At 61.8% G+C, this 24,924-nt stretch carries 21 protein-coding genes and 1 pseudogene; 19 read left to right on the top strand and 3 right to left on the bottom strand.

Going from position 1 to position 24,924, the window contains the following annotated elements:
• The first annotated feature begins 152 nt into the window (after positions 1 to 152).
• The 16 genes from mraZ (at position 153) to lpxC (ending at position 17,951) form a co-directional block, all read left to right on the top strand.
• Positions 153 to 608 carry a division/cell wall cluster transcriptional repressor MraZ gene (gene mraZ, locus JV201_RS24445; RefSeq protein WP_003171868.1) on the top strand — a complete coding sequence of 152 codons (456 nt, stop codon included), beginning with the start codon at positions 153 to 155 and terminating at the stop codon, positions 606 to 608.
• Positions 605 to 1,552: a 16S rRNA (cytosine(1402)-N(4))-methyltransferase RsmH gene (gene rsmH, locus JV201_RS24440; RefSeq protein WP_003216201.1), complete on the top strand. Its 948-nt coding sequence runs from the start codon at positions 605 to 607 to the stop codon at positions 1,550 to 1,552. The genes mraZ and rsmH overlap by 4 nt, the downstream gene beginning before the upstream one ends.
• The gene (gene ftsL / locus JV201_RS24435; RefSeq protein ID WP_003216203.1) at positions 1,549 to 1,842 is read left to right on the top strand and encodes a cell division protein FtsL; all 294 of its coding nucleotides are present in this window, start codon (positions 1,549 to 1,551) and stop codon (positions 1,840 to 1,842) included. The genes rsmH and ftsL overlap by 4 nt, the downstream gene beginning before the upstream one ends.
• The gene (locus tag JV201_RS24430; RefSeq protein WP_166742205.1) at positions 1,842 to 3,584 is read left to right on the top strand and encodes a penicillin-binding protein 2; all 1,743 of its coding nucleotides are present in this window, start codon (positions 1,842 to 1,844) and stop codon (positions 3,582 to 3,584) included. The genes ftsL and JV201_RS24430 overlap by 1 nt, the downstream gene beginning before the upstream one ends.
• Positions 3,584 to 5,047, top strand: a complete 1,464-nt coding sequence (locus JV201_RS24425; protein WP_177008738.1) for a UDP-N-acetylmuramoyl-L-alanyl-D-glutamate--2,6-diaminopimelate ligase — start codon at positions 3,584 to 3,586, stop codon at positions 5,045 to 5,047. The genes JV201_RS24430 and JV201_RS24425 overlap by 1 nt, the downstream gene beginning before the upstream one ends.
• On the top strand, positions 5,040 to 6,410 hold the full coding sequence (gene murF / locus JV201_RS24420) for a UDP-N-acetylmuramoyl-tripeptide--D-alanyl-D-alanine ligase (protein ID WP_087692849.1): 1,371 nt from the start codon (positions 5,040 to 5,042) through the stop codon (positions 6,408 to 6,410). Before JV201_RS24425 ends, murF begins: the two co-directional genes overlap by 8 nt.
• On the top strand, positions 6,410 to 7,492 hold the full coding sequence (gene mraY, locus JV201_RS24415; protein WP_008434230.1) for a phospho-N-acetylmuramoyl-pentapeptide-transferase: 1,083 nt from the start codon (positions 6,410 to 6,412) through the stop codon (positions 7,490 to 7,492). The genes murF and mraY overlap by 1 nt, the downstream gene beginning before the upstream one ends.
• A 6-nt stretch (positions 7,493 to 7,498) precedes the next feature.
• Positions 7,499 to 8,845 (top strand): UDP-N-acetylmuramoyl-L-alanine--D-glutamate ligase, encoded by a 1,347-nt coding sequence (gene murD, locus JV201_RS24410; RefSeq protein ID WP_219406143.1) that lies wholly within the window; start codon positions 7,499 to 7,501, stop codon positions 8,843 to 8,845.
• Positions 8,842 to 10,065, top strand: a complete 1,224-nt coding sequence (gene ftsW, locus JV201_RS24405; protein ID WP_003216215.1) for a putative lipid II flippase FtsW — start codon at positions 8,842 to 8,844, stop codon at positions 10,063 to 10,065. The genes murD and ftsW overlap by 4 nt, the downstream gene beginning before the upstream one ends.
• Positions 10,055 to 11,125, top strand: a complete 1,071-nt coding sequence (gene murG / locus JV201_RS24400) for an undecaprenyldiphospho-muramoylpentapeptide beta-N-acetylglucosaminyltransferase (protein ID WP_008434228.1) — start codon at positions 10,055 to 10,057, stop codon at positions 11,123 to 11,125. Before ftsW ends, murG begins: the two co-directional genes overlap by 11 nt.
• Positions 11,118 to 12,563 carry a UDP-N-acetylmuramate--L-alanine ligase gene (murC, locus tag JV201_RS24395; RefSeq protein WP_219406142.1) on the top strand — a complete coding sequence of 482 codons (1,446 nt, stop codon included), beginning with the start codon at positions 11,118 to 11,120 and terminating at the stop codon, positions 12,561 to 12,563. Before murG ends, murC begins: the two co-directional genes overlap by 8 nt.
• The gene (locus JV201_RS24390; RefSeq protein WP_003216220.1) at positions 12,560 to 13,516 is read left to right on the top strand and encodes a D-alanine--D-alanine ligase; all 957 of its coding nucleotides are present in this window, start codon (positions 12,560 to 12,562) and stop codon (positions 13,514 to 13,516) included. The genes murC and JV201_RS24390 overlap by 4 nt, the downstream gene beginning before the upstream one ends.
• Before the next feature lie 4 nt (positions 13,517 to 13,520).
• A complete protein-coding gene (locus JV201_RS24385; RefSeq protein WP_023659197.1) occupies positions 13,521 to 14,387 on the top strand; it encodes a cell division protein FtsQ/DivIB in 867 nt (288 codons plus the stop codon).
• Between the two features lie 15 nt (positions 14,388 to 14,402).
• On the top strand, positions 14,403 to 15,665 hold the full coding sequence (gene ftsA / locus JV201_RS24380) for a cell division protein FtsA (RefSeq protein ID WP_003216224.1): 1,263 nt from the start codon (positions 14,403 to 14,405) through the stop codon (positions 15,663 to 15,665).
• Between the two features lie 65 nt (positions 15,666 to 15,730).
• Positions 15,731 to 16,927 (top strand): cell division protein FtsZ, encoded by a 1,197-nt coding sequence (gene ftsZ, locus JV201_RS24375; protein WP_003216225.1) that lies wholly within the window; start codon positions 15,731 to 15,733, stop codon positions 16,925 to 16,927.
• 112 nt (positions 16,928 to 17,039) lie between these two features.
• Positions 17,040 to 17,951 (top strand): UDP-3-O-acyl-N-acetylglucosamine deacetylase, encoded by a 912-nt coding sequence (gene lpxC / locus JV201_RS24370; RefSeq protein WP_003216227.1) that lies wholly within the window; start codon positions 17,040 to 17,042, stop codon positions 17,949 to 17,951.
• Between the two features lie 103 nt (positions 17,952 to 18,054).
• Here the strand turns inward: lpxC and JV201_RS24365 are convergent, their stop codons facing one another.
• The 3 genes from JV201_RS24365 to JV201_RS24355 all read right to left on the bottom strand — a co-directional run bounded on the left by JV201_RS24365 (position 18,055) and on the right by JV201_RS24355 (position 22,514).
• The gene (locus tag JV201_RS24365; protein WP_008434209.1) at positions 18,055 to 19,560 is read right to left on the bottom strand and encodes a diguanylate cyclase; all 1,506 of its coding nucleotides are present in this window, start codon (positions 19,558 to 19,560) and stop codon (positions 18,055 to 18,057) included.
• Positions 19,561 to 19,611: 51 nt separating this feature from the next.
• Positions 19,612 to 21,105, bottom strand: a complete 1,494-nt coding sequence (locus tag JV201_RS24360) for a sensor domain-containing diguanylate cyclase (RefSeq protein WP_219406141.1) — start codon at positions 21,103 to 21,105, stop codon at positions 19,612 to 19,614.
• Positions 21,106 to 21,191: 86 nt separating this feature from the next.
• On the bottom strand, positions 21,192 to 22,514 hold the full coding sequence (locus tag JV201_RS24355) for an OprD family porin (RefSeq protein WP_219406140.1): 1,323 nt from the start codon (positions 22,512 to 22,514) through the stop codon (positions 21,192 to 21,194).
• Between the two features lie 351 nt (positions 22,515 to 22,865).
• Here JV201_RS24355 and JV201_RS24350 point away from each other — a divergent pair, with 351 nt between their 5' ends.
• From JV201_RS24350 to JV201_RS24345, 3 genes and pseudogenes are all read left to right on the top strand, one after another.
• A complete protein-coding gene (locus tag JV201_RS24350; RefSeq protein WP_219406139.1) occupies positions 22,866 to 23,840 on the top strand; it encodes a D-glycerate dehydrogenase in 975 nt (324 codons plus the stop codon).
• Positions 23,841 to 23,868: 28 nt separating this feature from the next.
• Positions 23,869 to 23,967, top strand: a pseudogene (locus JV201_RS29975) (outer membrane lipoprotein carrier protein LolA); the annotation flags it as partial.
• Positions 23,968 to 24,018: 51 nt separating this feature from the next.
• Positions 24,019 to 24,921, top strand: coding sequence for a chemotaxis protein CheV (locus JV201_RS24345; protein ID WP_102369883.1), 903 nt, complete (start codon positions 24,019 to 24,021; stop codon positions 24,919 to 24,921).
• The last annotated feature ends 3 nt before the right edge of the window (positions 24,922 to 24,924 follow it).

The following is a 24,924-nucleotide window of genomic DNA, read 5'->3' as shown; positions in this document are numbered from 1 at the left end:
TACCTTCCTAAATCTCCGTTCTGTAAGGCTTTTCCTTGAATCCGCGCCTTGACGGTGTGGTGGGCGCATTCCTATAGTGTGCGCAAGTGGCGGAAAGTGGCACAAAGTGGGTTTTTTGAACGTAAAACGCTAAAATTTGGAGAAACGCATCTGTGTTTCGCGGAGCTAACGCTATCAGTCTCGATGCAAAAGGCCGTCTCGCCATGCCGAGCCGGTATCGTGACGAGCTCATTTCGCGAAGTTCCGGGCAATTAATCATCACCATCGATGCCGTTGATCCCTGTTTATGTGTGTACCCGCTCGATGAGTGGGAGCTGATTGAAACCAAGTTGCGTGCACTGCCTTCACTGCGTGAAGAGAACCGCCGCCTGCAACGCTTGCTGATTGGTAATGCCGTCGACCTCGAACTCGATGGCAGTGGTCGTTTCCTGGTTCCACCGCGTCTGCGCGAATACGCCAAATTGGACAAGCGCGCGATGCTGGTAGGCCAACTGAACAAGTTCCAATTGTGGGACGAAGATGCCTGGGATGCTGTTTCTGCAGCTGACCTGGCTGCTATTCAACAACCGGGCGCCATGCCTGATGAACTGCGTGATTTGATCCTGTGACTATTGATAGCGGCTTTAACCACATCACCGTACTGCTTGACGAAGCCGTTGAGGCTCTCGCCGTACGCGCGGATGGCTGCTATTTGGATGGCACCTTCGGCAGGGGCGGGCACAGTCGGCTGATCCTCAGCCAGCTGGGTCCGGACGGTAAGCTCCTCGGGTTCGACAAAGACCCTCAAGCGATTGCCACCGGGCAAGCGCTAGCGGCCGAAGACGGCCGCTTTGTCGTTGTGCAGCGCAGCTTTGCCGAGCTCGGTGCAGAAGTCGCCGAACGTGGCATGGCGGGCAAGGTGGCCGGGGTTCTGCTGGACCTGGGCGTGTCTTCCCCACAGCTGGACGACCCTGAGCGTGGCTTCAGTTTCATGAACGACGGCCCGCTGGACATGCGCATGGACCCAAGCCGTGGCATCAGCGCCGCGCAGTTCATCGCTACCGCTCCCCACGAAGAAATCACCCGTGTGTTCAAGGAATACGGCGAAGAGCGCTTCGCTGGCCGCATGGCGCGTGCCGTGGTCGAACGCCGGGAAATCCAGCCGTTCGAGCGCACGGCCGACCTGGCTGAGGTGCTGAAAGTCGCCAACCCTGCATGGGAAAAGGGCAAGAACCCGGCAACCCGTGCGTTCCAGGGCCTGCGTATTCACGTCAACAACGAATTGGGCGACCTGGAAGCCGGCCTCGAAGCCGCCCTGGAAGCTCTGGAAGTGGGCGGTCGCCTGGTGGTGATCAGCTTCCACTCCCTGGAAGACCGCATCGTCAAATTGTTCATGCGTCGCCTGGTCAAGGGCGAGTCCGACAACCTGCCGCGCAACCTGCCGGTGCGTTACGAAGCTTTTGTGCCGAAAATCAAAATCCATGGCAAAGCGCAGTTCGCTTCCGAAGCCGAACTCAAGGCCAACCCACGTGCCCGTAGCGCTGTCATGCGCGTTGCGGAGAAGTTGCGGTGAGCAAGCTTTTCGCCAAGCCCCTCCCGGGCGGCAGCTTCTTTATGTTGCTGCTATTTGTTGGCGTGCTGGTGTCCGCGATTGCGGTGTCCTACAGCGCCCATTACAACCGCCAACTGCTCAATACCCTGTACGGGGAGTTGAGCGTGCGCGACAAGGCGCAGGCGGAGTGGGGCCGGTTGATCCTCGAGCAAAGTACCTGGACGGCCCACAGCCGCATCGAAGTGCTGGCCACTGAACAACTGAAGATGCACATCCCGGGCGCTGCAGAAGTTCGCATGGTGGCGCCATGATGAAACTCGAGGGCGCACTCTACCCGTGGCGTTTCCGCGTAGTGCTGGGGTTGCTGGCACTGATGGTGGGCGCGATTGCCTGGCGGATTATCGACCTGCAAGTGGTGGACCGTGACTTCCTGATCGGCCAGGGCGATGCCCGTAGCCTGCGGCATATCCCGATTCCTGCACACCGCGGCCTGATCACCGACCGTAACGGCGAGCCCCTGGCCGTCAGTACCCCGGTGACCACCCTGTGGGCCAATGCCAAGGAAATGCAGACCGCCAAGGACAAATGGCCGGAACTGGCTGCCGCCCTGGGCCAGGACCCGAAAGCCCTGAGCGAACGCCTCGAAGCCCAGGCCAATAAAGAATTCATCTACCTGGTTCGCGGGCTCACCCCCGAACAAGGCCAGCAAGTACTCGACCTTAAAGTCCCCGGTGTCTACGGCATCGAGGAATTTCGGCGTTTCTACCCGGCCGGCGAAACCACCGCCCATATGGTGGGTTTCACCGACATTGATGATCACGGTCGCGAAGGTGTGGAACTCGCCTACGACGAATGGCTGGCCGGGGTTCCCGGCAAACGACAGGTCATCAAGGATCGGCGCGGCAGACTGATCAAGGATGTCCAGGTCACCAAAAACGCCAAGGCCGGTAAGCCCTTGGCGTTGTCGATTGACCTGCGCCTGCAATACCTGGCCAACCGTGAGCTGCGTAACGCGATCATCGAGAACGGTGCGAAAGCCGGCAGCCTGGTGATCATGGACGTGAAGACCGGCGAGATTCTCGCCATGGTCAACCAGCCGACCTACAACCCGAATAACCGTCGCAACCTGCAGCCGGCGATGATGCGCAACCGCGCCATGATCGACGTGTTCGAGCCGGGTTCGACCATGAAAGCCATTTCCATGAGTGCCGCCCTGGAAACCGGGCGCTGGAAACCGGCCGATAAGGTCGAGGTTTACCCGGGCACATTGCAGCTGGGCAAATACACCATTCGTGACGTGTCGCGCACCGAAGGTCCGGTGCTGGATTTGACAGGTATCCTGATCAACTCCAGTAACGTGGGCATGAGTAAAGTCGCCTTCGATATCGGCGGCGAAGCCATCTACCACCTCGCGCAGAAAGTCGGCCTGGGGCAACCCACCGGCCTGGACTTCCCGGGCGAACGTGTGGGCAACCTGCCGAACTACCGTGACTGGAAAAAAGCCGAGACCGCCACGCTTTCCTACGGTTATGGCCTGTCGGTAACAGCCATCCAACTGGCCCACGCCTTCTCGGTGCTGGCCAACAACGGCCGCATGGTGCCGCTGAGCCTGATCCACCTGGACGAGGCGCCGCCTGCGACCCAGGTGATCCCGGAAAACGTCGCGAAGACCATGCAAGGCATGCTGCAACAAGTGATCGAAGCACCACGTGGCGTGTTCCGTGCCCAGGTGCCGGCGTATCACGTGGCAGGCAAGTCCGGTACCGCGCGTAAAACCGCCGTGGGTACCAAGGGCTACGCCGAAAACTCCTACCGCTCGCTGTTCGCAGGCTTCGGCCCGATGAGCGATCCGCGCTACGCCATCGTCGTGGTGATCGATGAGCCGAGCAAAGCCGGTTACTTCGGTGGCCTGGTATCGGCGCCGGTGTTCAGCAAGGTGATGTCCGGGACGTTGCGCCTGATGAACATCACGCCGGACAACCTGCCGGCTACCCAACAAGCGAACGCCGGCCCGCCGGCCGCTGCTGTAAAAGCCAATGGAGGGCGCGGCTGATGTCTCTGAGCCTGAACAAGATTTTTGCCCACGCCGGCCGCGATCTGCTGATTCGCGAGTTGACCCTGGACAGCCGTAATGTGCGTGCCGGCGACCTGTTCCTGGCAGTGCCGGGTGGCAAGTTCGACGGCCGTGACCATATCGCCGACGCGCTGCAACGCGGCGCTGCGGCAGTAGCCTATGAAGTGGAAGGCGCCACCGTGCTGCCGATCACCGACGTGCCTTTGATTCCGGTCAAGGGCCTGGCTGCGCAATTGTCGGACATCGCCGGGCGCTTTTATGGCGACCCGAGCCGCACCCTGAACCTGGTGGGCGTGACCGGTACCAACGGCAAGACCAGCGTGACCCAACTGGTCGCCCAGGCGCTTGACCTGCTGGGTCAGCATTGCGGCATCGTGGGCACCCTGGGCACCGGTTTCTACGGAGCGCTGCAAAGCGGGCTGCACACCACGCCTAACCCGATTGCCGTGCAAGCGACCCTGGCCGACCTGAAAAAGGCCGGTGCCAAGGCGGTTGCCATGGAAGTCTCGTCCCACGGTCTGGACCAGGGGCGCGTGACTGCCCTGGCGTTCGACGTGGCGGTGATGACCAACCTGTCCCGCGATCACCTGGATTACCACGGGACCATGGAGGCCTACGCCGCCACCAAGGCCCGGCTGTTTGCCTGGAATGACCTGAAGTGCCGGGTGGTCAACCTGGACGACGAATTCGGTCGCCAACTGGCCGCCGCCCAAGGCGACGGCCGCCTGATCAGCTACAGCCTGGAAGACTCCAGCGCCTACCTGTATTGCCGTGAAGCCACCTTTGATGACGAAGGCGTGCGCGCCACGCTGGTTACGCCACAGGGCGAGCACCATTTGCGCAGCACCTTGCTCGGGCGTTTCAACCTGAGCAACGTGTTGGCCGCTGTGGGTGCCTTGCTCGGCCTGGATTACGCCCTCGACGAAATCCTGCGGGTGTTGCCGAAGCTGGAAGGCCCGGCCGGTCGCATGCAGCGTCTTGGCGGCGGCTCCCAGCCGCTGGTGGTGGTCGATTACGCCCACACGCCGGACGCCCTGGAAAAAATCCTGCAGGCCCTGCGCCCCCACGCCAAAGGTAAATTGCTGTGCCTGTTCGGCTGTGGCGGTGACCGCGATCGTGGCAAGCGCCCGCTGATGGCGGAAATCGTCGAGCGACTGGCCGACGGTGTGCTTGTCACTGACGACAACCCGCGCAGCGAAGACCCAAGCCAGATTTTCGATGACATTCGTGTCGGCTTTAAAGATGCGTCCAAGGCGACGTTCGTTGCCGGTCGCGGTGCAGCCATCGCCCAATTGATCGCCGGCGCAAGTGCTGACGACGTGGTGGTGCTGGCCGGTAAAGGCCACGAGGACTATCAGGAAATCAACGGCGAACGCCACGCCTTCTCCGATCTGGTCGAGGCTGATCACGCCCTGACCGCGTGGGAGGTGGCCCATGCTTAAGCCGCTTAAATTCAGCGAACTGACCCAGGCCTTGTCGGCCCGCGTGCTGTCGGCTGATTGCAGCTTTGATGGCGTCAGCATCGACAGCCGGACGATCAAGCCCGGGCAACTGTTTGTCGCCTTGGCCGGCCCGAGTTTCGATGGCCATGACTACCTGAATGACGTCGCTGCCAAAGGCGCTGTCGGCGCTCTGGTGCAGCGCGAAGTCGCTGACTCGACGCTGCCACAATTGCTGGTCGCCGACACCCGCCTGGCCCTCGGCCAACTGGGGGCGCTGAACCGTGCCGCCTTCACCAAGCCTGTTGCGGCGATCACCGGTTCCAGCGGCAAGACCACGGTCAAGGAGCTGCTGGCCGGCATCCTGCGCACGCGCGGCCCGGTCCTGGCGACCCGTGGCAACCTGAACAATGACTTCGGCGCTCCGCTGACCCTGCTCGAACTGGCCCCGGAACACACGGCGGCCGTCATTGAGCTGGGTGCTTCGCGCATCGGCGAAATCGCCTACACCGTGGCCATGACCAAGCCTCATGTCGCGGTGATCAGCAACGCCGGTACTGCCCACGTCGGCGAGTTTGGCGGCCCTGAAAAGATCGTCGAAGCCAAGGGCGAAATCATCGAAGGCCTCGACGCATCCGGCACTGCCGTGCTGAACCTCGATGACAAGGCCTTCGAAACCTGGCGTGTACGTGCCGCCGGTCGCAAGGTGTTGAGCTTCGCGGTGCACAACGCCGCTGCCGATTTCCATGCCTCGAATATCAAGGCCGACGCCCGTGGCTGCCCGTCCTTCACCCTGCATACCCCGCAAGGTGACGAGCACGTACAACTGAACCTGCTGGGCAACCACAACGTCGCCAATGCCCTGGCTGCCGCCGCCGCCGCCCACGTGCTGGGCGTGTCGTTGTTTGGCATCGCCACCGGCCTTGGCGCCGTGCAACCGGTCAAGGGCCGCACCGTCGCGCAACTGGCCAGCAACGGCATGCGCGTGATTGATGACACCTACAACGCCAACCAGTCCTCGATCTGTGCCGCCATCGACCTGCTGACCAGCTTCGACGGTCGCAAGGTGCTGGTGCTGGGGGATATCGCCGAGCTGGGCGAGTGGGCCGAACAGTCTCACCGTGAAGTCGGCGCGTACGCAACTGGCAAGGTCGATGCCCTGTACGCCGTTGGCCCGAACATGCTGCACGCCGTGGACACCTTCGGGCCGGGCGCCAGGCATTTCGCCAGCCAGGCCGAACTGATCCAGGCACTGAGTGCGGCTGAACAAGACAAACACACCACTATTTTGATCAAGGGATCGCGCAGCGCGGTGATGGAAAACGTCGTCGCGGCCTTGTGTGGCTCAAGTACGGAGAAACATTAATGCTGCTGCTGCTGGCTGAGTATCTGCAACAGTTCCACAAAGGCTTCGCGGTCTTTCAGTACCTGACCCTGCGCGGGATCCTGGGTGTGCTGACCGCGCTGTCGTTGTCGCTGTTCCTCGGGCCATGGATGATCCGTACCCTGCAAAACCTGCAAATCGGCCAGTCCGTGCGCAACGACGGCCCGCAGTCGCACCTGTCCAAGTCCGGCACCCCGACCATGGGCGGTGCGTTGATCCTGTCGTCCATCGGCATCAGTACGCTGCTGTGGGCTGACCTGCATAACCGTTATGTCTGGACCGTGCTGCTGGTGACCCTGCTGTTCGGCGCCATCGGTTGGGTAGATGACTACCGCAAGGTGATCGAGAAGAACTCCAAGGGGCTGCCTAGCCGCTGGAAGTATTTCTGGCAGTCGGTGTTCGGCCTCGGCGCGGCGATCTTCCTGTTCATGACTGCGCCAAGCGCGGTGGAAACCACCCTGATCATCCCGATGCTCAAGGACGCCAGCATTCCACTGGGCGTCGGCTTCGTGGTGCTGACCTACTTCGTGATCGTCGGCTCCAGCAACGCGGTCAACCTGACGGACGGCCTCGACGGCCTGGCGATCATGCCGACGGTGATGGTGGGCGGCGCCCTCGGCATCTTCTGCTACCTGTCGGGTAACGTGAAATTCGCTGAATACCTGCTGATCCCGTATGTACCGGGCGCGGGCGAACTGATTGTGTTCTGCGGTGCGTTGATCGGTGCGGGCCTGGGCTTCCTGTGGTTCAACACCTACCCCGCACAAGTCTTCATGGGCGACGTCGGGGCACTGGCGCTGGGCGCGGCCCTGGGCACCATCGCGGTGATCGTCCGCCAGGAAATCGTCCTGTTCATCATGGGCGGTGTGTTCGTGATGGAAACCCTGTCGGTGGTGATCCAGGTTGCCTCCTTCAAATTGACCGGGCGCCGCGTATTCCGCATGGCGCCGATTCACCACCACTTTGAACTCAAGGGCTGGCCTGAGCCGCGGGTGATTGTCCGTTTCTGGATTATCACCGTGATTCTGGTTCTGTTCGGCCTTGCCACCCTGAAACTGAGGTAGAAACGAGTGTCCCTGATCGCTTCAGACCACTTCCGCATCGTTGTCGGCCTCGGCAAGAGCGGCATGTCCCTGGTTCGCTTCCTGGCGAACCGGGGCACGTCGTTTGCCGTGGCCGATACGCGGGAAAATCCACCGGAGCTGGTCACGCTGCGCCGTGACTACCCGCACGTGGAAGTGCGTTGTGGCGAGCTGGATGTCGAGTTTCTGTGCCGTGCCGATGAGCTCTACGTGAGCCCCGGCCTGGCCCTGGCGACCCCGGCCCTGCAAGCGGCGGCGGCCCGTGGCGTGAAGTTGTCCGGCGATATCGAGCTGTTCGCGCGTAACGCGAAGGCGCCGATCGTGGCTATCAGCGGTTCCAATGCAAAAAGCACCGTGACCACCCTGGTGGGCGAGATGGCGGCTGCGGCCGGCAAGCGCGTGGCCGTGGGCGGCAACCTCGGCACGCCGGCGCTGGACCTGCTCAACGACGACGTCGAGCTGTACGTGATGGAGCTGTCGAGCTTCCAGCTGGAAACCACTGACCAGCTCAACGCCGAGGTGGCCACCGTGCTCAACGTCAGCGAGGACCACATGGACCGCTACAGCGGCCTGCCGGCGTATCACCTGGCCAAGCACCGGATCTTCCGTGGCGCGCGGCAAGTGGTGGTGAACCGTCAGGATGCCCTGAGCCGTCCGCTGATCGGCGAAGGTCTGCCGTGCTGGACCTTCGGCCTGAACAAGCCTGACTTCAAGGCCTTCGGCCTTCGGGAAGAGAACGGCGAGAAATACCTGGCCTTCGAATTCCAGAACCTGATGCCGGTGCGCGAACTGAAAATCCGTGGTGCCCACAACCAGGCCAACGCCCTGGCGGCGCTGGCGCTCGGTCACGCAGTTGGCTTGCCGTTCGACGCCATGCTCTCGGCCCTGCGCAGCTTTGCCGGCCTTGAGCATCGCTGCCAATGGGTTCGCGAGCTGGCTGGTGTTGGCTATTACAACGATTCCAAGGCCACCAACGTCGGTGCGGCACTCGCTGCCATCGAAGGCTTGGGTGCCGACATTCAGGGCAAGGTCGTGCTGATCGCCGGTGGCGACGGCAAGGGTGCCGACTTCAAGGACCTTAAAGGCCCGGTCGCCGCCAACTGCCGCGCCGTGGTGTTGATGGGCCGTGATTCCGGCCTGATCGCCGATGCCCTGGGCGACGCCGTACCGCAGGTGCGCGCGCAGTCCCTGGACGATGCCATCGCCCAATCCAAAGTCTTGGCTCAGCCGGGCGACGTGGTGCTGCTGTCGCCTGCCTGCGCCAGTTTCGACATGTTCAAGAACTACGAAGAGCGCGGCCAGCTGTTCGCCCGCGCCGTGGAGGCCTTGGCATGAGTATCAATTTCCGTAACATCATCAAGCCGTACCCGTCGCCGATCATTACCGGGCGCGGTATCGACCTGGACTTCCCGATGCTCGCCGGTTGCCTCGCGCTGCTGGGCCTGGGCCTGGTGATGATCACCTCGGCCTCCTCGGAAGTGGCTGCGGTGCAATCGGGCAACACCCTGTACATGATGATCCGTCACCTGGTGTACCTGGTGATTGGCCTTGGCGCATGCATCGTCACCATGATGATCCCGATCGCCACCTGGCAGCGCCTGGGTTGGCTGATGCTGGTGGGCGCCTTCGGCCTGTTGGTGATGGTGATCCTGCCCGGCATCGGGCGTGAGGTGAACGGTTCGATGCGCTGGATCGGCTTCGGTGCGTTCAACGTGCAGCCGTCGGAAATCGCCAAGGTGTTCGTGGTGATCTACCTCGCCGGCTACCTGGTGCGGCGCCAGAAAGAAGTACGCGAAAGCTGGATGGGCTTCTTCAAGCCGTTCATCGTGCTGCTGCCCATGGCCGGCCTGTTGCTGATGGAGCCGGACTTCGGTGCCACCGTTGTAATGATGGGCGCGGCGGCGGCGATGCTGTTCCTCGGTGGCGTCGGCCTGTTCCGCTTCACCCTGATGGTGGTGCTGGCGGTGGCCGCCGTGACCATTCTGGTGCAGGCGCAACCCTACCGGATGGCCCGTCTGATTACCTTTACCGACCCGTGGTCCGATCAGTTCGGTTCCGGCTACCAGTTGACCCAGGCGTTGATCGCCTTCGGTCGCGGTGAGTGGCTGGGCGTGGGCCTGGGCAACAGCGTGCAGAAGCAGTTCTACCTGCCGGAAGCCCACACCGACTTCGTGTTCTCGGTACTCGCCGAAGAGCTGGGCGTGGTCGGTTCGCTGTGCACCGTCGCGCTGTTCGTGTTCGTGTGTGTTCGCGGCATGTACATCGGCTTGTGGGCCGAAAAGGCCAAGCAATATTTCGCCGCCTACGTGGCGTACGGCTTGTCGTTCCTGTGGATCGGCCAGTTCCTGATCAACATCGGGGTGAACGTCGGCCTGCTGCCGACCAAGGGCCTGACCTTGCCGTTCCTCAGTTACGGCGGCAGCTCGTTGGTGATTTGCTGCGCCTGTCTCGGGTTGTTGCTGCGCATCGAGTGGGAGAGTCGGACCCACCTGGGCAGCGAAGAGATGGAGTTCAGCGAAAGCGACTTCGCCGAGGAGCCGAACCATGGGCGCTAACGTGCTGATCATGGCAGGCGGCACCGGTGGCCACGTGTTCCCGGCGCTGGCCTGTGCCCGTGAGTTCCAGAACCGTGGCTACACCGTGCATTGGCTCGGTACGCCGCGCGGCATCGAAAACGATCTGGTACCGAATGCCGGCTTGCCGCTGCATTTGATCAACGTCACCGGCTTGCGTGGCAAGGGCAAATTGTCCCTGCTGAAGGCGCCGTTCGTGTTGCTCAAGGCCGTGTGGCAAGCGCGCAAGGTGATCCGTGAAGTGAAGCCGGTATGCGTGCTGGGCTTTGGTGGCTACGTGACCGGCCCGGGCGGTGTTGCGGCAAGACTCGCCGGCGTGCCAGTGATCGTCCACGAGCAGAATGCCGTGGCCGGCACTGCCAATCGCCTGCTGGTGCCCTTGGCTGCACGGGTATGCGAGGCGTTTCCGAAGACCTTTGGTGCCGCGGACAAGTTGCGTACCACCGGCAACCCGGTGCGTACCGAACTGTTCATGGACATCGCCCGCCAGCCATTGGCCGGTCGCAAGGCGCACCTGTTGATCCTGGGCGGAAGCCTGGGCGCCGAACCGTTGAACAAATTGCTGCCTGAAGCGGTGTCGCAACTCCCCGTGGAGCTGCGCCCCGAGATCTTTCATCAGGCCGGCAAGAACCACGATGAAGTGACCGCCACGCGCTACCGCGAAGCGGGTGTGGAGGCGAATGTGCAGCCCTTCATCAAAGACATGGCCCAAGCCTATGGTTGGGCCGACCTGGTGGTCTGTCGCGCAGGTGCGTTGACCGTCAGTGAACTGGCTGCCGCCGGTCTGCCGTCCTTGCTGGTGCCTTTGCCCCACGCGATCGACGATCACCAGACCCGCAACGCCGAATATTTGGCCGGGGAGGGCGCTGCCTTCCTGCTGCCGCAAAGAACGACTGGCGCCGCCGATTTGGCCGCACGCCTGACCGAGGTTTTGATGCAACCGGAACGACTGAACAGCATGGCGAGCACCGCAAGCCGCCTGGCCAAACCTGACGCAACCCGCACCGTGGTCGATATCTGCCTGGAGGTGGCCCATGGTTGAGAATCAGAAAGCCATGCCGCAACCGGAAATGCGCCGCATCCGTCGCATCCACTTCGTCGGTATCGGCGGCGTGGGCATGTGCGGGATCGCCGAAGTGTTGCTGAACCTGGGTTACCAGGTGTCCGGCTCCGACCTGAAAATGTCGCCGGTCACCGAGCGCCTGGAATCGTTTGGCGCAAAAATCTTTATCGGCCACCGCGCCGAGAACGCTGCCGAAGCCGACGTGCTGGTGGTCTCCAGCGCTGTGAACACCTCCAACCCGGAAGTGGCCACCGCCCTTGAACGCCGCATTCCCGTAGTGCCGCGTGCCGAAATGCTGGCTGAGCTGATGCGCTACCGCCACGGCATCGCCGTCGCCGGTACCCACGGCAAGACCACCACCACCAGCCTGATCGCCTCGGTGTTCGCCGCCGGTCGCCTGGACCCGACTTTCGTCATCGGTGGCCGCCTGAATGCAGCCGGCACCAATGCACAACTGGGGACCAGCCGTTACCTGATCGCCGAAGCCGATGAAAGCGACGCCAGCTTCCTGCACCTGCAACCGCTGGTGGCCGTGGTGACCAACATCGACGCCGACCACATGGCGACCTACGACGGTGACTTCAACAAACTGAAGAAAACCTTCGTCGAGTTCCTGCACAACCTGCCGTTCTACGGTCTGGCCGTGGTGTGCCTGGACGATCCGGTGGTGCGCGAAATCCTGCCGCTGGTGAAGCGTCCGACCGTGACCTACGGCTTCAGCGAAGACTGTGACGTGCGCGCGATCAATGTGCGCCAGCAAGGCATGCAGACTTTCTTCACCGTGCTGCGTCCTGACCGCGAGCCGCTGGATGTCTCGGTGAACATGCCGGGCAACCACAACGTACTCAACTCCCTGGCGACCATCTGCATCGCCTCCGACGAAGGCGTCAGCGATGAAGCCATCGTCGAAGGCCTGTCGGGTTTTGCCGGCGTGGGTCGTCGCTTCCAGGTCTACGGCGAACTGCCGGTGGACGGCGGCAACGTGATGCTGGTGGACGACTACGGTCACCACCCGACCGAAGTGGCAGCGGTGATCAAGGCCGTACGCGGTGGCTGGCCGGAACGCCGCCTGGTGATGGTGTACCAGCCGCACCGCTACAGCCGTACCCGCGACCTGTACGACGATTTCGTCAATGTACTGGCGGATGCCAACGTGTTGCTGCTCATGGAAGTCTACCCGGCCGGTGAAGAACCGATCCCGGGTGCCGACAGCCGCAAGCTGTGCAACAGCATCCGTCAACGCGGCCAGTTGGACCCGATCTACATCGAGCGTGGTGTGGACCTGGCGCCGATCGTCAAGCCGCTGCTGCGTGCCGGCGACATCCTGCTGTGCCAGGGTGCCGGTGACATCGGTGGCCTCGCCCCTAAATTGCTGGCAAGCCCGCTGTTTGCCGCCGCACAGGGGAAGTCGAAATGACCACTGACTACGGCTCCCTGTTCTCGACCATTCAACCTGCCGACTTCGGCCGGGTTGCGGTGCTGTTCGGTGGCAAGAGCGCTGAGCGTGAAGTGTCGCTGAAGTCCGGCAATGCCGTGCTGGAAGCGCTGCAAAGTGCCGGTGTGAATGCGTTCGGCATCGACGTGGGTGATGACTTCCTGTCGCGCCTGCAGGCCGAGAAGATCGACCGCGCCTTCATCATTCTTCACGGCCGTGGCGGTGAAGACGGCAGCATGCAGGGCCTGCTGGAGTGCCTGGGCATTCCGTATACCGGCAGCGGCATCCTCGCTTCGGCCCTGGCCATGGACAAGTTGCGCACCAAGCAGGTGTGGCACAGCCTGGGTATTCCGACCCCGCGTCACAGCGTGCTGTGCAGCGAAGACGATTGTATTTCTGCAGCCAAGGAACTGGGCCTGCCTTTGATCGTCAAACCAGCCCATGAAGGCTCCAGTATCGGCATGGCTAAAGTGAACTCAGCCGCCGAATTGATTGACGCATGGAAAGCGGCCAGTACCTACGATTCGCAAGTGTTGGTGGAACAGTGGATTCAAGGTCCCGAGTTCACCATCGCTACTCTGCGTGGCCAGGTATTGCCGCCCATCGCATTGGGCACGCCCCACACCTTTTACGACTACGACGCCAAGTATGTGGCCTCCGATACCCAGTACCGGATCCCGTGCGGCCTCGACGCAGCCAAGGAACAGGAATTGATGGACCTCACGGCGAAAGCCTGTGAGGCGCTGGGTATCGCCGGTTGGGCGCGGGCAGACGTGATGCAGGATGACCAGGGGAACTTCTGGTTCCTGGAAGTCAACACTGCACCCGGGATGACCGACCACAGCCTGGTACCCATGGCCGCTCGTGCCGCCGGCCTGGATTTCCAGCAGTTGGTGCTGGCGATCCTGGCAGCAAGCATAGAGCCACGAGGCTAAGACCATGAACGGCGCATCGCTTCGTCATCAGCAACCCGCTCCCGGCCGCAAGCCGGTGCCGCGTGGTGCCAGCCGAATGGTGGCTAAAGAGCCGATGTCGGCGCGCATGCCGAAAGCCAACTTTGGTTTTCTCAAGGCGCTGTTCTGGCCGGTGATCCTGGTGGCCCTGGGGTTCGGTACGTATGAAGGCGCCCAGCGCCTGCTGCCGTATGCCGACCGGCCGATAACCAAGATCAGCGTGCAGGGCGACTTGAGCTACATCAGCCAGCAAGCCGTGCAGCAGCGAATCGCCCCGTTTGTGGCGTCGAGCTTCTTCACCATCGACCTGGCAGGCATGCGCTCCGAGCTGGAACAGATGCCATGGATTGCCCACGCCGAAGTACGTCGCGTGTGGCCGGATCAAGTGACGATCCGCCTGGAAGAACAACTGCCCGTGGCCCGTTGGGGTGATGGTGCGCTGTTGAACAACCAGGGCCAGGCGTTTGCACCTCGCGAAGTGGCGAATTACGAGCACCTGCCGCAGTTGTTCGGACCGCAGCGGGCGCAGCAGCAAGTGATGCAGCAGTACCAGGCGTTGAGCCAGATGCTGCGGCCGTTGGGCTTCTCGATTGCGCGACTGGAATTGCGCGAGCGGGGCAGCTGGTTTTTGACCACGGGTGCAGGCAGTTCCGGCCCGGGCATCGAGTTGTTGCTGGGACGCGGCAACCTGGTGGAAAAGATGCGCCGTTTTATCGCCATCTATGAAAAGACCTTGAAAGAACAGATTACGAACATTGCGAGCATCGACCTGCGTTACGCCAACGGCCTTGCCGTCGGCTGGCGGGCCCCTGCGGCGCCCACGGCAGCGCAACCTGCTGTCGCGAAGAATTAAGAAGAGGCAGGACCCATGGCAAACGTGCAAAGCGGCAAAATGATCGTCGGTCTGGATATCGGCACCTCCAAGGTGGTGGCGCTGGTAGGCGAGGTCGCGGACGACGGCACGCTGGAAATCGTCGGAATCGGCACGCATCCGTCCCGGGGCCTGAAGAAGGGCGTGGTGGTGAATATTGAATCCACCGTGCAATCGATCCAGCGCGCCATCGAAGAAGCGCAGCTGATGGCCGGTTGCCGGATTCACTCGGCATTTGTCGGCGTTGCCGGCAACCACATCCGCAGCCTGAATTCCCACGGCATCGTGGCGATTCGCGACCGCGAAGTCAGCTCGGCCGACCTGGAGCGGGTACTCGACGCAGCGCAAGCCGTGGCGATCCCGGCTGACCAGCGCGTGCTGCACACCCTGCCGCAGGACTACGTGATCGATAACCAGGAAGGCGTTCGCGAGCCCCTGGGCATGTCGGGCGTACGTCTGGAAGCCAAGGTTCACGTAGTGACCTGCGCCGTCAACGCTGCACAGAACATTGAAAAATGCGTGCGCCGCTGCGGGCTGGAAATCGACGACATCATTCTCGAGCAGTTGGCTTCGGCTTACTCGGTACTGACCGACGACGAAAAAGAACTGGGCGTGTGCCTGGTGGACATCGGCGGCGGCACCACGGACATCGCGATCTTCACCGAGGGTGCGATTCGTCACACCGCCGTGATCCCGATTGCCGGTGACCAGGTGACCAACGACATCGCCATGGCGTTGCGCACACCGACCCAGTACGCCGAAGAAATCAAGATCCGTTACGCCTGCGCCCTGGCCAAGCTGGCCGGTGCCGGTGAAACCATCAAGGTGCCAAGCGTGGGCGACCGTCCACCGCGCGAACTGTCGCGCCAGGCATTGGCCGAAGTGGTCGAGCCGCGCTACGACGAACTGTTCACCCTGATCCAGGCTGAACTGCGCCGCAGCGGCTACGAAGATTTGATTCCGGCCGGCATCGTGCTGACCGGTGGCACCTCGAAGATGGAAGGCGCGGTCGAACTGGCCGAGGAAATCTTCCACATGCCGGTCCGCCTGGGCGTGCCCCATGGCGTGAAAGGCCTGGGCGACGTAGTGCGCAACCCGATTTATTCCACCGGTGTGGGCTTGCTGTTGTACGGGCTGCAAAAGCAGACCGACGGCATTTCCCTGTCGGGCCCGAGCAACCGCGACAGCTACAGAAGCGACGACGAAGCGAAAGCGCCGTTGTTCGAGCGGTTGCAGGCTTGGGTGAAAGGCAATTTCTAAAGATTTACCGCAACACCGTTTCAAGTAGTAGGCGAAAAAACTAGAGAAATGAAAGGAGAGGGAAAATGTTCGAACTCGTAGACAACATCCCCGCAAGCCCGGTCATCAAAGTGATCGGCGTCGGCGGTGGCGGCGGCAACGCTGTCAACCACATGGTCAAGAGCAACATTGAAGGCGTTGAATTCATCTGCGCCAACACTGACGCCCAGGCCCTCAAAAGCATCGGTGCACGCACCATCCTGCAATTGGGCACAGCCGTGACCAAGGGCCTGGGTGCCGGCGCGAATCCGGAAGTCGGCCGTCAAGCCGCCCTGGAAGACCGCGAGCGCATCGCTGAAGTGTTGCAAGGCACCAACATGGTGTTCATCACCACGGGCATGGGCGGTGGTACCGGTACCGGTGCTGCGCCGATCATTGCCGAAGTGGCCAAGGAAATGGGGATCCTGACGGTTGCCGTCGTGACCCGTCCATTCCCGTTCGAAGGTCGCAAGCGCATGCAGATCGCCGATGAAGGCATCCGTCTGCTGTCCGAAAGCGTCGACTCGTTGATCACCATTCCCAACGAGAAGCTGCTGACCATCCTCGGCAAGGACGCAAGCCTGCTGTCTGCGTTTGCCAAGGCTGACGATGTACTGGCCGGTGCCGTTCGCGGTATCTCCGACATCATCAAGCGTCCGGGCATGATCAACGTCGACTTTGCCGACGTACGTACCGTGATGAGCGAAATGGGCATGGCGATGATGGGCACTGGCTGCGCCAGCGGTCCGAACCGTGCACGTGAAGCTACCGAAGCGGCCATCCGCAACCCATTGCTGGAAGACGTGAACCTGCAAGGCGCACGCGGCATCCTGGTGAACATCACCGCCGGTCCTGACCTGTCCCTGGGTGAGTACTCCGACGTGGGTAGCATCATCGAAGCCTTCGCTTCCGAGCACGCCATGGTCAAGGTCGGTACCGTTATCGATCCGGACATGCGCGACGAACTGCACGTGACCGTTGTTGCGACCGGCCTGGGTGCGAAAATCGAGAAGCCTGTAAAGGTCATCGACAACACCGTCCATACCAGCCACGCCAGCCAGCAAGCTGCCGCTCCAGCGCCTTCGCGCCAGGAACTGCCGTCTGTGAACTATCGTGACCTGGATCGTCCGACCGTGATGCGCAACCAGGCTCAGGCCGGTGCTGCTGCATCCCGCAGCCCGAATCCGCAAGATGACCTGGACTACCTGGACATCCCGGCTTTCCTGCGTCGTCAGGCCGATTAATGGAATGTATCAGGGCTATGAAGGTGATTGGTGTTCAGCAAAGGTCTGGTCTGCTATTATCGCCAGCCTTTGTTGATACCAGTTCGCAATTTGCGCTGAAGCGGTCCAAGCCATGATTAAACAACGCACCCTGAAGAATATTATCCGTGCCACAGGTGTAGGTCTGCACTCCGGGGAGAAGGTATACCTGACCCTCAAGCCCGCACCTGTCGACACCGGCATCGTGTTTGTTCGTGCCGACCTGGACCCTGTGGTGCAGATACCTGCTCGCGCGGAAAATGTTGGCGAAACCACGATGTCGACCACGTTGGTCAACGGTGACGTCAAAGTGGACACGGTGGAGCACTTGCTCTCGGCCATGGCCGGTCTGGGCATCGATAACGCCTACGTCGAGCTCTCCGCGTCCGAAGTCCCGATCATGGATGGCAGCGCCGGACCCTTCGTATTCTTGATTCAATCTGCCGGCCTGGAAGAACAGGACGCAGCCAAGAAGTTCATTCGCATTCTGCGGGAAGTGACAGTAGAAGACGGCGACAAGCGCGCCACCTTCGTCCCGTTCGAAGGCTTTAAAGTGAGCTTTGAGATCGATTTTGATCACCCGGTATTCCGTGACCGCACCCAAAGTGCAAGCGTGGATTTTTCCAGCACTTCGTTCGTAAAAGAAGTCAGCCGCGCCCGTACCTTTGGTTTCATGAGTGACATCGAGTACCTGCGCAAGCACAACCTCGCACTCGGCGGCAGCGTTGAAAACGCCATTGTGGTCGACGCGGATGGTGTACTGAACGAAGACGGCCTTCGCTATGAAGACGAATTCGTGAAGCACAAGATCCTCGATGCAATCGGTGACCTCTACCTGCTGGGCAATAGCCTGATAGGCGAGTTCAAAGGCTTCAAGTCTGGCCACGCCCTGAACAACCAACTGCTGCGCAAGCTGATTGCACAGACAGATGCCTGGGAAGTCGTGACCTTCGAAGATGCCAGCACCGCACCGATCTCTTACATGCGTCCCGTCGCGGCGGTGTAAGTAACAACTCTCTTTCCTTTTGTTTTTAAAGGCTGCCTTCGGGTGGCCTTTTTTTTGATCGTTCCCACGCTCTGCGTGGTAACGCCTCCTGTGACGCTTTGCGTCACGGCTTTAAAGCGCCGGCATCAACAACGCGATTACGCCCGGTATGCTTGGCCTCATACAGCGCCTGGTCGGCGTTGAGCAGTAATTCCTCCAGCGTGGTGCGGCTGTTTTTGGTCCAGGTACTGAGGCCGATGCTGACGGTAATCGGCACCGTATCCCCGCTCACTCGCGGCAGGTGTTCGACACTGCTGCGGATATGTTCAGCAATCACGCGTGCACCCTGGCTGTCGGTATGCGGCAGCACCACTGCAAATTCTTCCCCGCCATAGCGAGCAGCGAGGTCAGCCGGGCGGCGGATATTGCCCTCGATCACCTGCGCCACCGTGCGCAGTGCCTCGTCGCCACCTTGATGGCCATGTCGGTCGTTGAACGCCTTGAAGTGGTCCACGTCAATCATCAGCACCGTCAACGGCTCGGCCGAACGCTGGGCGCGGTCCCATTCCAGGCGCAGGCGCTGGTCCAGGGTGCGGCGGTTGGCCAGGCCGGTGAGCGCGTCGGTGGCTGCCAGTTCTGACAGCACCTGTTCGGCACGGTGGCGCCTGCGCAGTTCCATGCAGAGCATCCAGGTCAGCCACAAAAGGCCGATGCACAAAATCCCGGTAGCGCCGCTGATCACCAGTGCTGCGCGCTTCCAGGGGGCGAATATGTCATTCGTGGACAGCCCCACGACGACGATCAGCGGTAAATCGCCCACCGTTGAGAAGGTATACAGGCGGTGCTCCTCATCCACACTGGAGGTGCCGCGAAAGTTGCCGTCGCGCTCGTGCAATATGCGCGCGACGTTGGGCCGCTGGCTGAGGTCCTTGTCGATCATGTCCCGTTCCAGCAACGGCTGCTGGGCCAGCAGGATGCCTTGTTGGTTGATCAGGTTGATGGTGCTGTCGCTGCCGATATTCAGGCTGCGGAACAGTTGCTGAAAGTACGACAGGCGCATGGTTGCCACGGCCACGCCGAGGAATCGCCCATCCGGCCCGGAAACCCGGCGGCTGAAAGCGATACGCCATTGGTCATCACACACGCAGCGCGCCATGAAGGGCCGGCTGATGAACAGCCCCAGGTCGGGATTCTGCCGATGGGCCTGGAAGTAGTCGCGGTCGGCGAAGTTGGCGGATTTGGGCGTCTGCAGGGCTGAGTCGGCGATCACGTTGCCATCCTTGTCCAGCAACAGGATGTCGCCTTTGTAGGGCGCCGCTTCCGAACGGTCGAACAGCACCAGGTGACGGATGCCGGCCGATACCCCAGCCAAATCAGTGCGTTCGGTGGCGGCGATCAGGCCTTTGATCGACAAGTCGTACAGCTCGACGTTGCGCAGCACGTCGGCGTCGATCAGTTGGGTGATGTTATTGGCCGTGCGCTGGGCCGCCTGCAACGTGTTGGCGTGTTCGCGAATCAGCAGCACCGCGACCACCAGCATGATCAGCAGCACCGTGACGCAACTGCCGATGATCAGCAGCAGCTCCGGGCGGTGGGTGGGGCGGGGCGGGCGGGTAGTGCCTGGGCTCATCGGGCGTACTTCTGCTTCGAGGATGCCCTTAGCGTAGTTGCTGATAACGGCTTATGTGGCCTGGCTGTGAACGATGCGGTTGCGCCCGGAATGCTTGGCGTCATACAGCGCCCGATCGGCACTCAGCAGCAGCTCTTCCAGCGAGCCACGGCTGCGTTTGTCCCAGGTACTGAGCCCGACGCTGACGGTGACCGACAGCGCGTCGCCGTCCGCCGGTGGCAAGTGCTCCACCGCACTGCGGATATGTTCGGCGATGGTGCTCGCACCCTCGCCGTCGGTATCCGGCAGGATCACCGCGAACTCTTCGCCGCCGTAGCGCGCAGCCAGGTCGGCGGGGCGACGAATATTGCTGCCGATGACCCGGGCCACGTTGCGCAAGGCCTCGTCGCCACCCTGGTGACCATGGCGGTCGTTGAAGGCCTTGAAGTGGTCGACATCAATCATCAGCAAGGCCAGTGGCTCGCCTGAGCGTTGCGCGCGCTCCCATTCCAGGCGCAGGCGCTGGTCGAGGGTGCGGCGGTTGGCCAGGCCGGTGAGGCCGTCGGTGGCCGCCAGTTCCGACAACACCTTCTCGGCGCGATAGCGGCGGCGCAGTTCCAGGCGCAGCATCCAGGTCAGCCACAACAGCCCCACACACAGCACGCCGGTGGCGCCACTGATCAGCAGGGCGGCGCGCTTCCAGGCGGCAAACACGTCATCGCTCGACAACGCTACCACCACAATCAGCGGCAGCGCGCCGACGCTGGTGAAGGTGTACAGCCGTTGCGCGCTACTGATGGCGGAGATGGCGCTGAAACTGCCGCTGCCTTCGCGCAGCATTCGCTTGAAGTTGGGCCGCGCGCTCAGGTCCTTGTTGATCATGTCTCTTTCGAGCAGCGGCTGCTGGGCCAACAGGATGCCGTCGTTATTCAGCAGGTTGATGCTGCTGCCGCTGCCGATGGTCAGGCTGTTGAACAACTGGTCGAAATACGCCAGGCGCATGGTTGCCACCGCCACACCGGTAAACTCGCCATTGGGTCCGGGCACCCGGCGGCTGAAGGCGATGCGCCAGACTTGATCGCAGTCGCAACGAATCCTGAAGGGACGGCTGATGAACAGCCCGGCATCGGGGTTTTGCTGGTGCACCTGGAAATAATCGCGATTGGCGAAGTTGCGGGGTGTGGGTGTCAGCGTGGAAGAGTCGGCGGTGACCGCGCCGGTTTTGTCCAGCAGCAGGACTTCGCCTTTGAAAGGGGCGGCCGTGGACTGGTCGAACTGCACCATATGCAGGACTTCGGCGGAAACCTGGGGCAGGTCATCGCGAGTGGTTGCGGTGATCAGGCCGTTCAGCGCCAGGTCGTAGAGCTCGACGTTGCGCAGCACATCGGCATTGATCAGTTGGGTGATATTGCTGGTGGAACGCTTGGCTGCCTGCAAGGCGCTGGCGTGTTCGCGGATCAGCAGTACGGCAACGATGACCACGATCAGCACGACAGTAAGGCCACTGCCCAGAATCAGCAAAAGCTCCGGGCGTGCAGGCAGGGTGAAGGCGCGGCGTTGACTCATGGGACTGGCTTCGGCACTCAAGATGCTGGCAGTTTAGTTCCATGCTGTGAAAAATAAGTCGTCGCCGCTAAAAGAAAGCCTGAAGGTTAAAAAACGTCAATCGGATAGTCGACGATCACGCGGTACTCATCCACGTCCCGGTCCACTGCCGCGTAGCCATTGCCGCCACGATTGGTCGCCCATTGCAGGCGCACGGCCAGATCCTTGGCCTTGCCGCCTTGCACCACGTACTTGAGGTCGATGTCCCGTTCCCAGTGCTTGGCGTTCTTGCCGTCGGCACTGTACCAGGATGAGTAACCACGGCTGTCCGGATCGACCGTGGTCAGGTCGGTCTTGCCGCTGATGTAAGACACTGCCGAGTTCAGGCCCGGCAGGCCCAGCCCGACGAAGTCATAGGCGTACTTGAGCTTCCACGAGCGCTCGTTGGGGCCGTTGAAGTCGGAGTATTGCTGGGAGTTGTCCAGGTAGATGCTGTCGCCCTGGCTGATGTAGTCGAACGGCGTGTTGCCGTTGACCCGCTGGTAGGCGGCGGTAACGCTGTGATTGCCCACGCCCACGGTGAAATGCAGGCTGTAGGTGTTGTTGTCGATGTTGCCCAGCAAGGCTTTGCCGGTCTCCTGGGTGTGGTAGTAGTGCAGGCCCGGGTTCAGGCTGACCAGCTCGTTCAACTGCCAGGTGTAGTCGAGGTCGTAGTAGTACTGGTTCCAGATGTCCTTGAGTTCGGACGCGTACAGGTTGCTGGTCAGCCCCGGCACGCCGCTGAAGGACACGCCGGCCCAGTCCAGGTGGCGGCTGTCTTCGCCATTGGGCAATGCGCCGTAGCTGGTGCCGATGCGGCGACGGCCGCTCTGGTTGTAGAGCTTGGTGAAGCTGGCCTGGCCGCCCTCGAACATCCAGCCGTCCAGGCTGTGGTTGGTCAGGCTCACGCCGCGGAAGGTCTGGGGCAGCATGCGGGTCATGCCGCCGGCAATCACCGGGTTGTTGAGGAACAGGTCGCCGGCTTTCAGTTCGGTGTCGAAGGCGCGCATTTTCAGGGTGGCGCCGGCGGTGGAGAACGAGCCGGGCGCTTTGCCGTTGCCGGAGCTTACCGGCAGGATGCTCGAGCCGTCGGTGCCGCCACCGCCGTCGAGCTTGAGGCCGAGCATGGCGTTGGCGTCCAGGCCGAAGCCGACGATGCCGGGGGTGTAGCCGGATTCGAAGATGCCGATGAAGCCCTGGCCCCATTCCTTGCTGTCATCGGTGTGAATGTCGCGACGGTCGCGGTTCATGTAGTAGTTGCGGGTGTTGATCTTGAAGCTGGAACCTTCGACGAAGCCGTCGGTGGCCGGGGTGTCTGCCGCGTGGGCAAGGGGAACGATCGTTGCAGCAATCGCGAGGAATAACGGGGTGAACGTCAGCGAGGTTTTCACCGGTGGAGCTCCTTTGGGTCAATCGAAACCGGCCAGTGTTGTTGGGGTTCCTGGCCTTTTTTCAGCGCAAAAAAAAGCCGCTGAACTCAGCGGCTTTAAGACAGATTCCCAGTGTAGAGCCCTGGAAATAAGTCGAGGGAAATCGGGGGAGAGCGGGTCGGTCTTAACCGCTGCGCTCATCGATGCGACAAATTAGCGCAGGTGAGCGGTGCGATACAGAGTGTAACAAGATAATGACTGTTGCCCAAATCGCAACAGTCTGGCTGTGGGGTGTGAGGGCCGGCCTGACAAGCCCTACCCAAGAATGTTAGCGTGCTTGCCATTCCCACGTAGTCGATGAGCCTGCCTTCCATGAAAAAGACCGTCCTCGCCTTCAGCCGCGTCACCCCGGAAATGATCGAACGCCTGCAACAGGATTTCGATGTCATCGCCCCCAACCCCAAGCAGGGCGACATCAACGCCCAGTTCAACGAAGCCTTGCCCCATGCCCACGGCCTGATCGGCGTAGGCCGCAAACTGGGCCGCGCGCAACTGGAAGGTGCGAGCAAACTGGAAGTGGTTTCCAGCGTGTCGGTGGGCTACGACAACTACGACCTGGCGTACTTCAATGAGCGCGGGATCATGCTCACCAACACCCCGGATCTGCTCACCGAAAGCACCGCCGACCTGGCCTTCGCCCTGCTGATGAGCAGCGCCCGCCGCGTCGCCGAACTGGACGCCTGGACCAAGGCCGGCCAGTGGAAAGCCAGCGTCGGCGCGCCGTTGTTTGGCTGTGATGTACACGGCAAGACCCTGGGTATCGTCGGCATGGGCAACATCGGCGCGGCCGTCGCGCGTCGGGGTCGCCTGGGTTTCAATATGCCGATTCTGTACAGCGGCAACAGCCGCAAGACCGAACTGGAACAGGAACTCGGCGCGCAGTTTCGCAGCCTCGACCAGTTGCTGGCCGAAGCCGACTTCGTCTGCCTGGTGGTGCCACTGAGCGAGAAAACCCGCCACCTGATCAGCCATCGCGAGCTGGGCCTGATGAAATCCAGTGCGATCCTGGTGAACATCTCCCGTGGCCCGGTGGTGGATGAGCCGGCGCTGATCCAGGCCCTGCAAAACCACACAATCCGTGGTGCCGGCCTGGATGTGTACGAGCAGGAGCCGCTGTCCGAGTCGCCGCTGTTCCAACTGAGCAATGCGGTGACCCTGCCGCACATCGGCTCGGCCACCAACGAGACCCGCGAAGCCATGGCCAACCGCGCCCTGGAAAACCTGCGCAGCGCCTTGCTGGGCGAGCGTCCGCAGGATCTGGTAAACCCGCAGGTGTGGAAGGGCTGACGACTGCTTGTTGTAGGTAGGAGCGAGCTTGCTCGCGAAACGCGTCAACGATAACGCGGGCAGCCTGGATAAACACAGCGCCCTCAGGTTTTTCGCGAGCAAGCTCGCTCCTACAGTTTTTCGCGTGCAAGTCGATAACGGTCTATAGATCGTTATCCCTGATCCACAGAAGGTTTTTATGTCCACCACCAAAGCCCGCGCAGATTCACTCTCGCTTCTGCTCTTTACCTTGCGCAGCGGCAAGCTGATGGCGATCAACCTGCTGAAAGTCAGTGAAATCATTCCCTGCCCACCGCTGACCAAGCTGCCGGAGTCGCACCCCCACGTCAAAGGCATCGCCACCTTGCGCGGCACCGCGTTGTCGGTGATCGACCTGAGCCGCGCCCTGGGGGAGATGCCCCTGCAAGACCCGGACGGCGGCTGCCTGATCGTCACCGACGTGAGCCGTTCCAAGCAGGGCCTGCATGTGCAGGCGGTGAGCAAGATCGTGCACTGCCTGACCACCGACATTCGCCCGCCGCCGTTTGGTTCCGGCGGTACGCGTTCGTTTATCACCGGCGTGACCCAGGTCGAAGGCGCCCTGGTGCAAGTGCTGGACATCGAGAAAGTCATCCACGGCATCGCCCCGGCGCAGATCGAAGCGGCGCCCACCGACCTGACCATGGAAGAGGCCGAAGTGCTGGGCAACGCCCGAATCCTGGTGGTGGACGACAGCCAGGTGGCCCTGCAGCAATCGGTGCACACCCTGCGCAACCTCGGCCTCACGTGCCACACCGCCCGCAGCGCCAAGGAAGCCATTGACCGTTTGCTGGAGCTGCAAGGCACCGTCGAGCAAATCAACGTGGTGGTCTCGGACATCGAAATGTCCGAAATGGACGGCTACGCCTTTACCCGCACCCTGCGGGAAACCCCGGACTTCCAGGACCTCTATGTGCTGCTGCACACCTCCCTGGACAGTGCGATGAACAGCGAAAAAGCCCGCCTGGCCGGTGCCAATGCGGTACTCACCAAGTTTTCTTCGCCGGAACTGACCAAGTGCCTGGTGGTAGCCGCCCAGACCGTGGCGCAACAGGGCCTGTGACCG

Origin of the sequence: Pseudomonas sp. Colony2 (assembly GCF_019382755.1) — a bacterium.
GTDB lineage: Bacteria > Pseudomonadota > Gammaproteobacteria > Pseudomonadales > Pseudomonadaceae > Aquipseudomonas.
The sequence above is the reverse complement of the archived record's forward strand: the minus strand, read 5'-3'. Positions and strand labels throughout refer to the sequence as shown.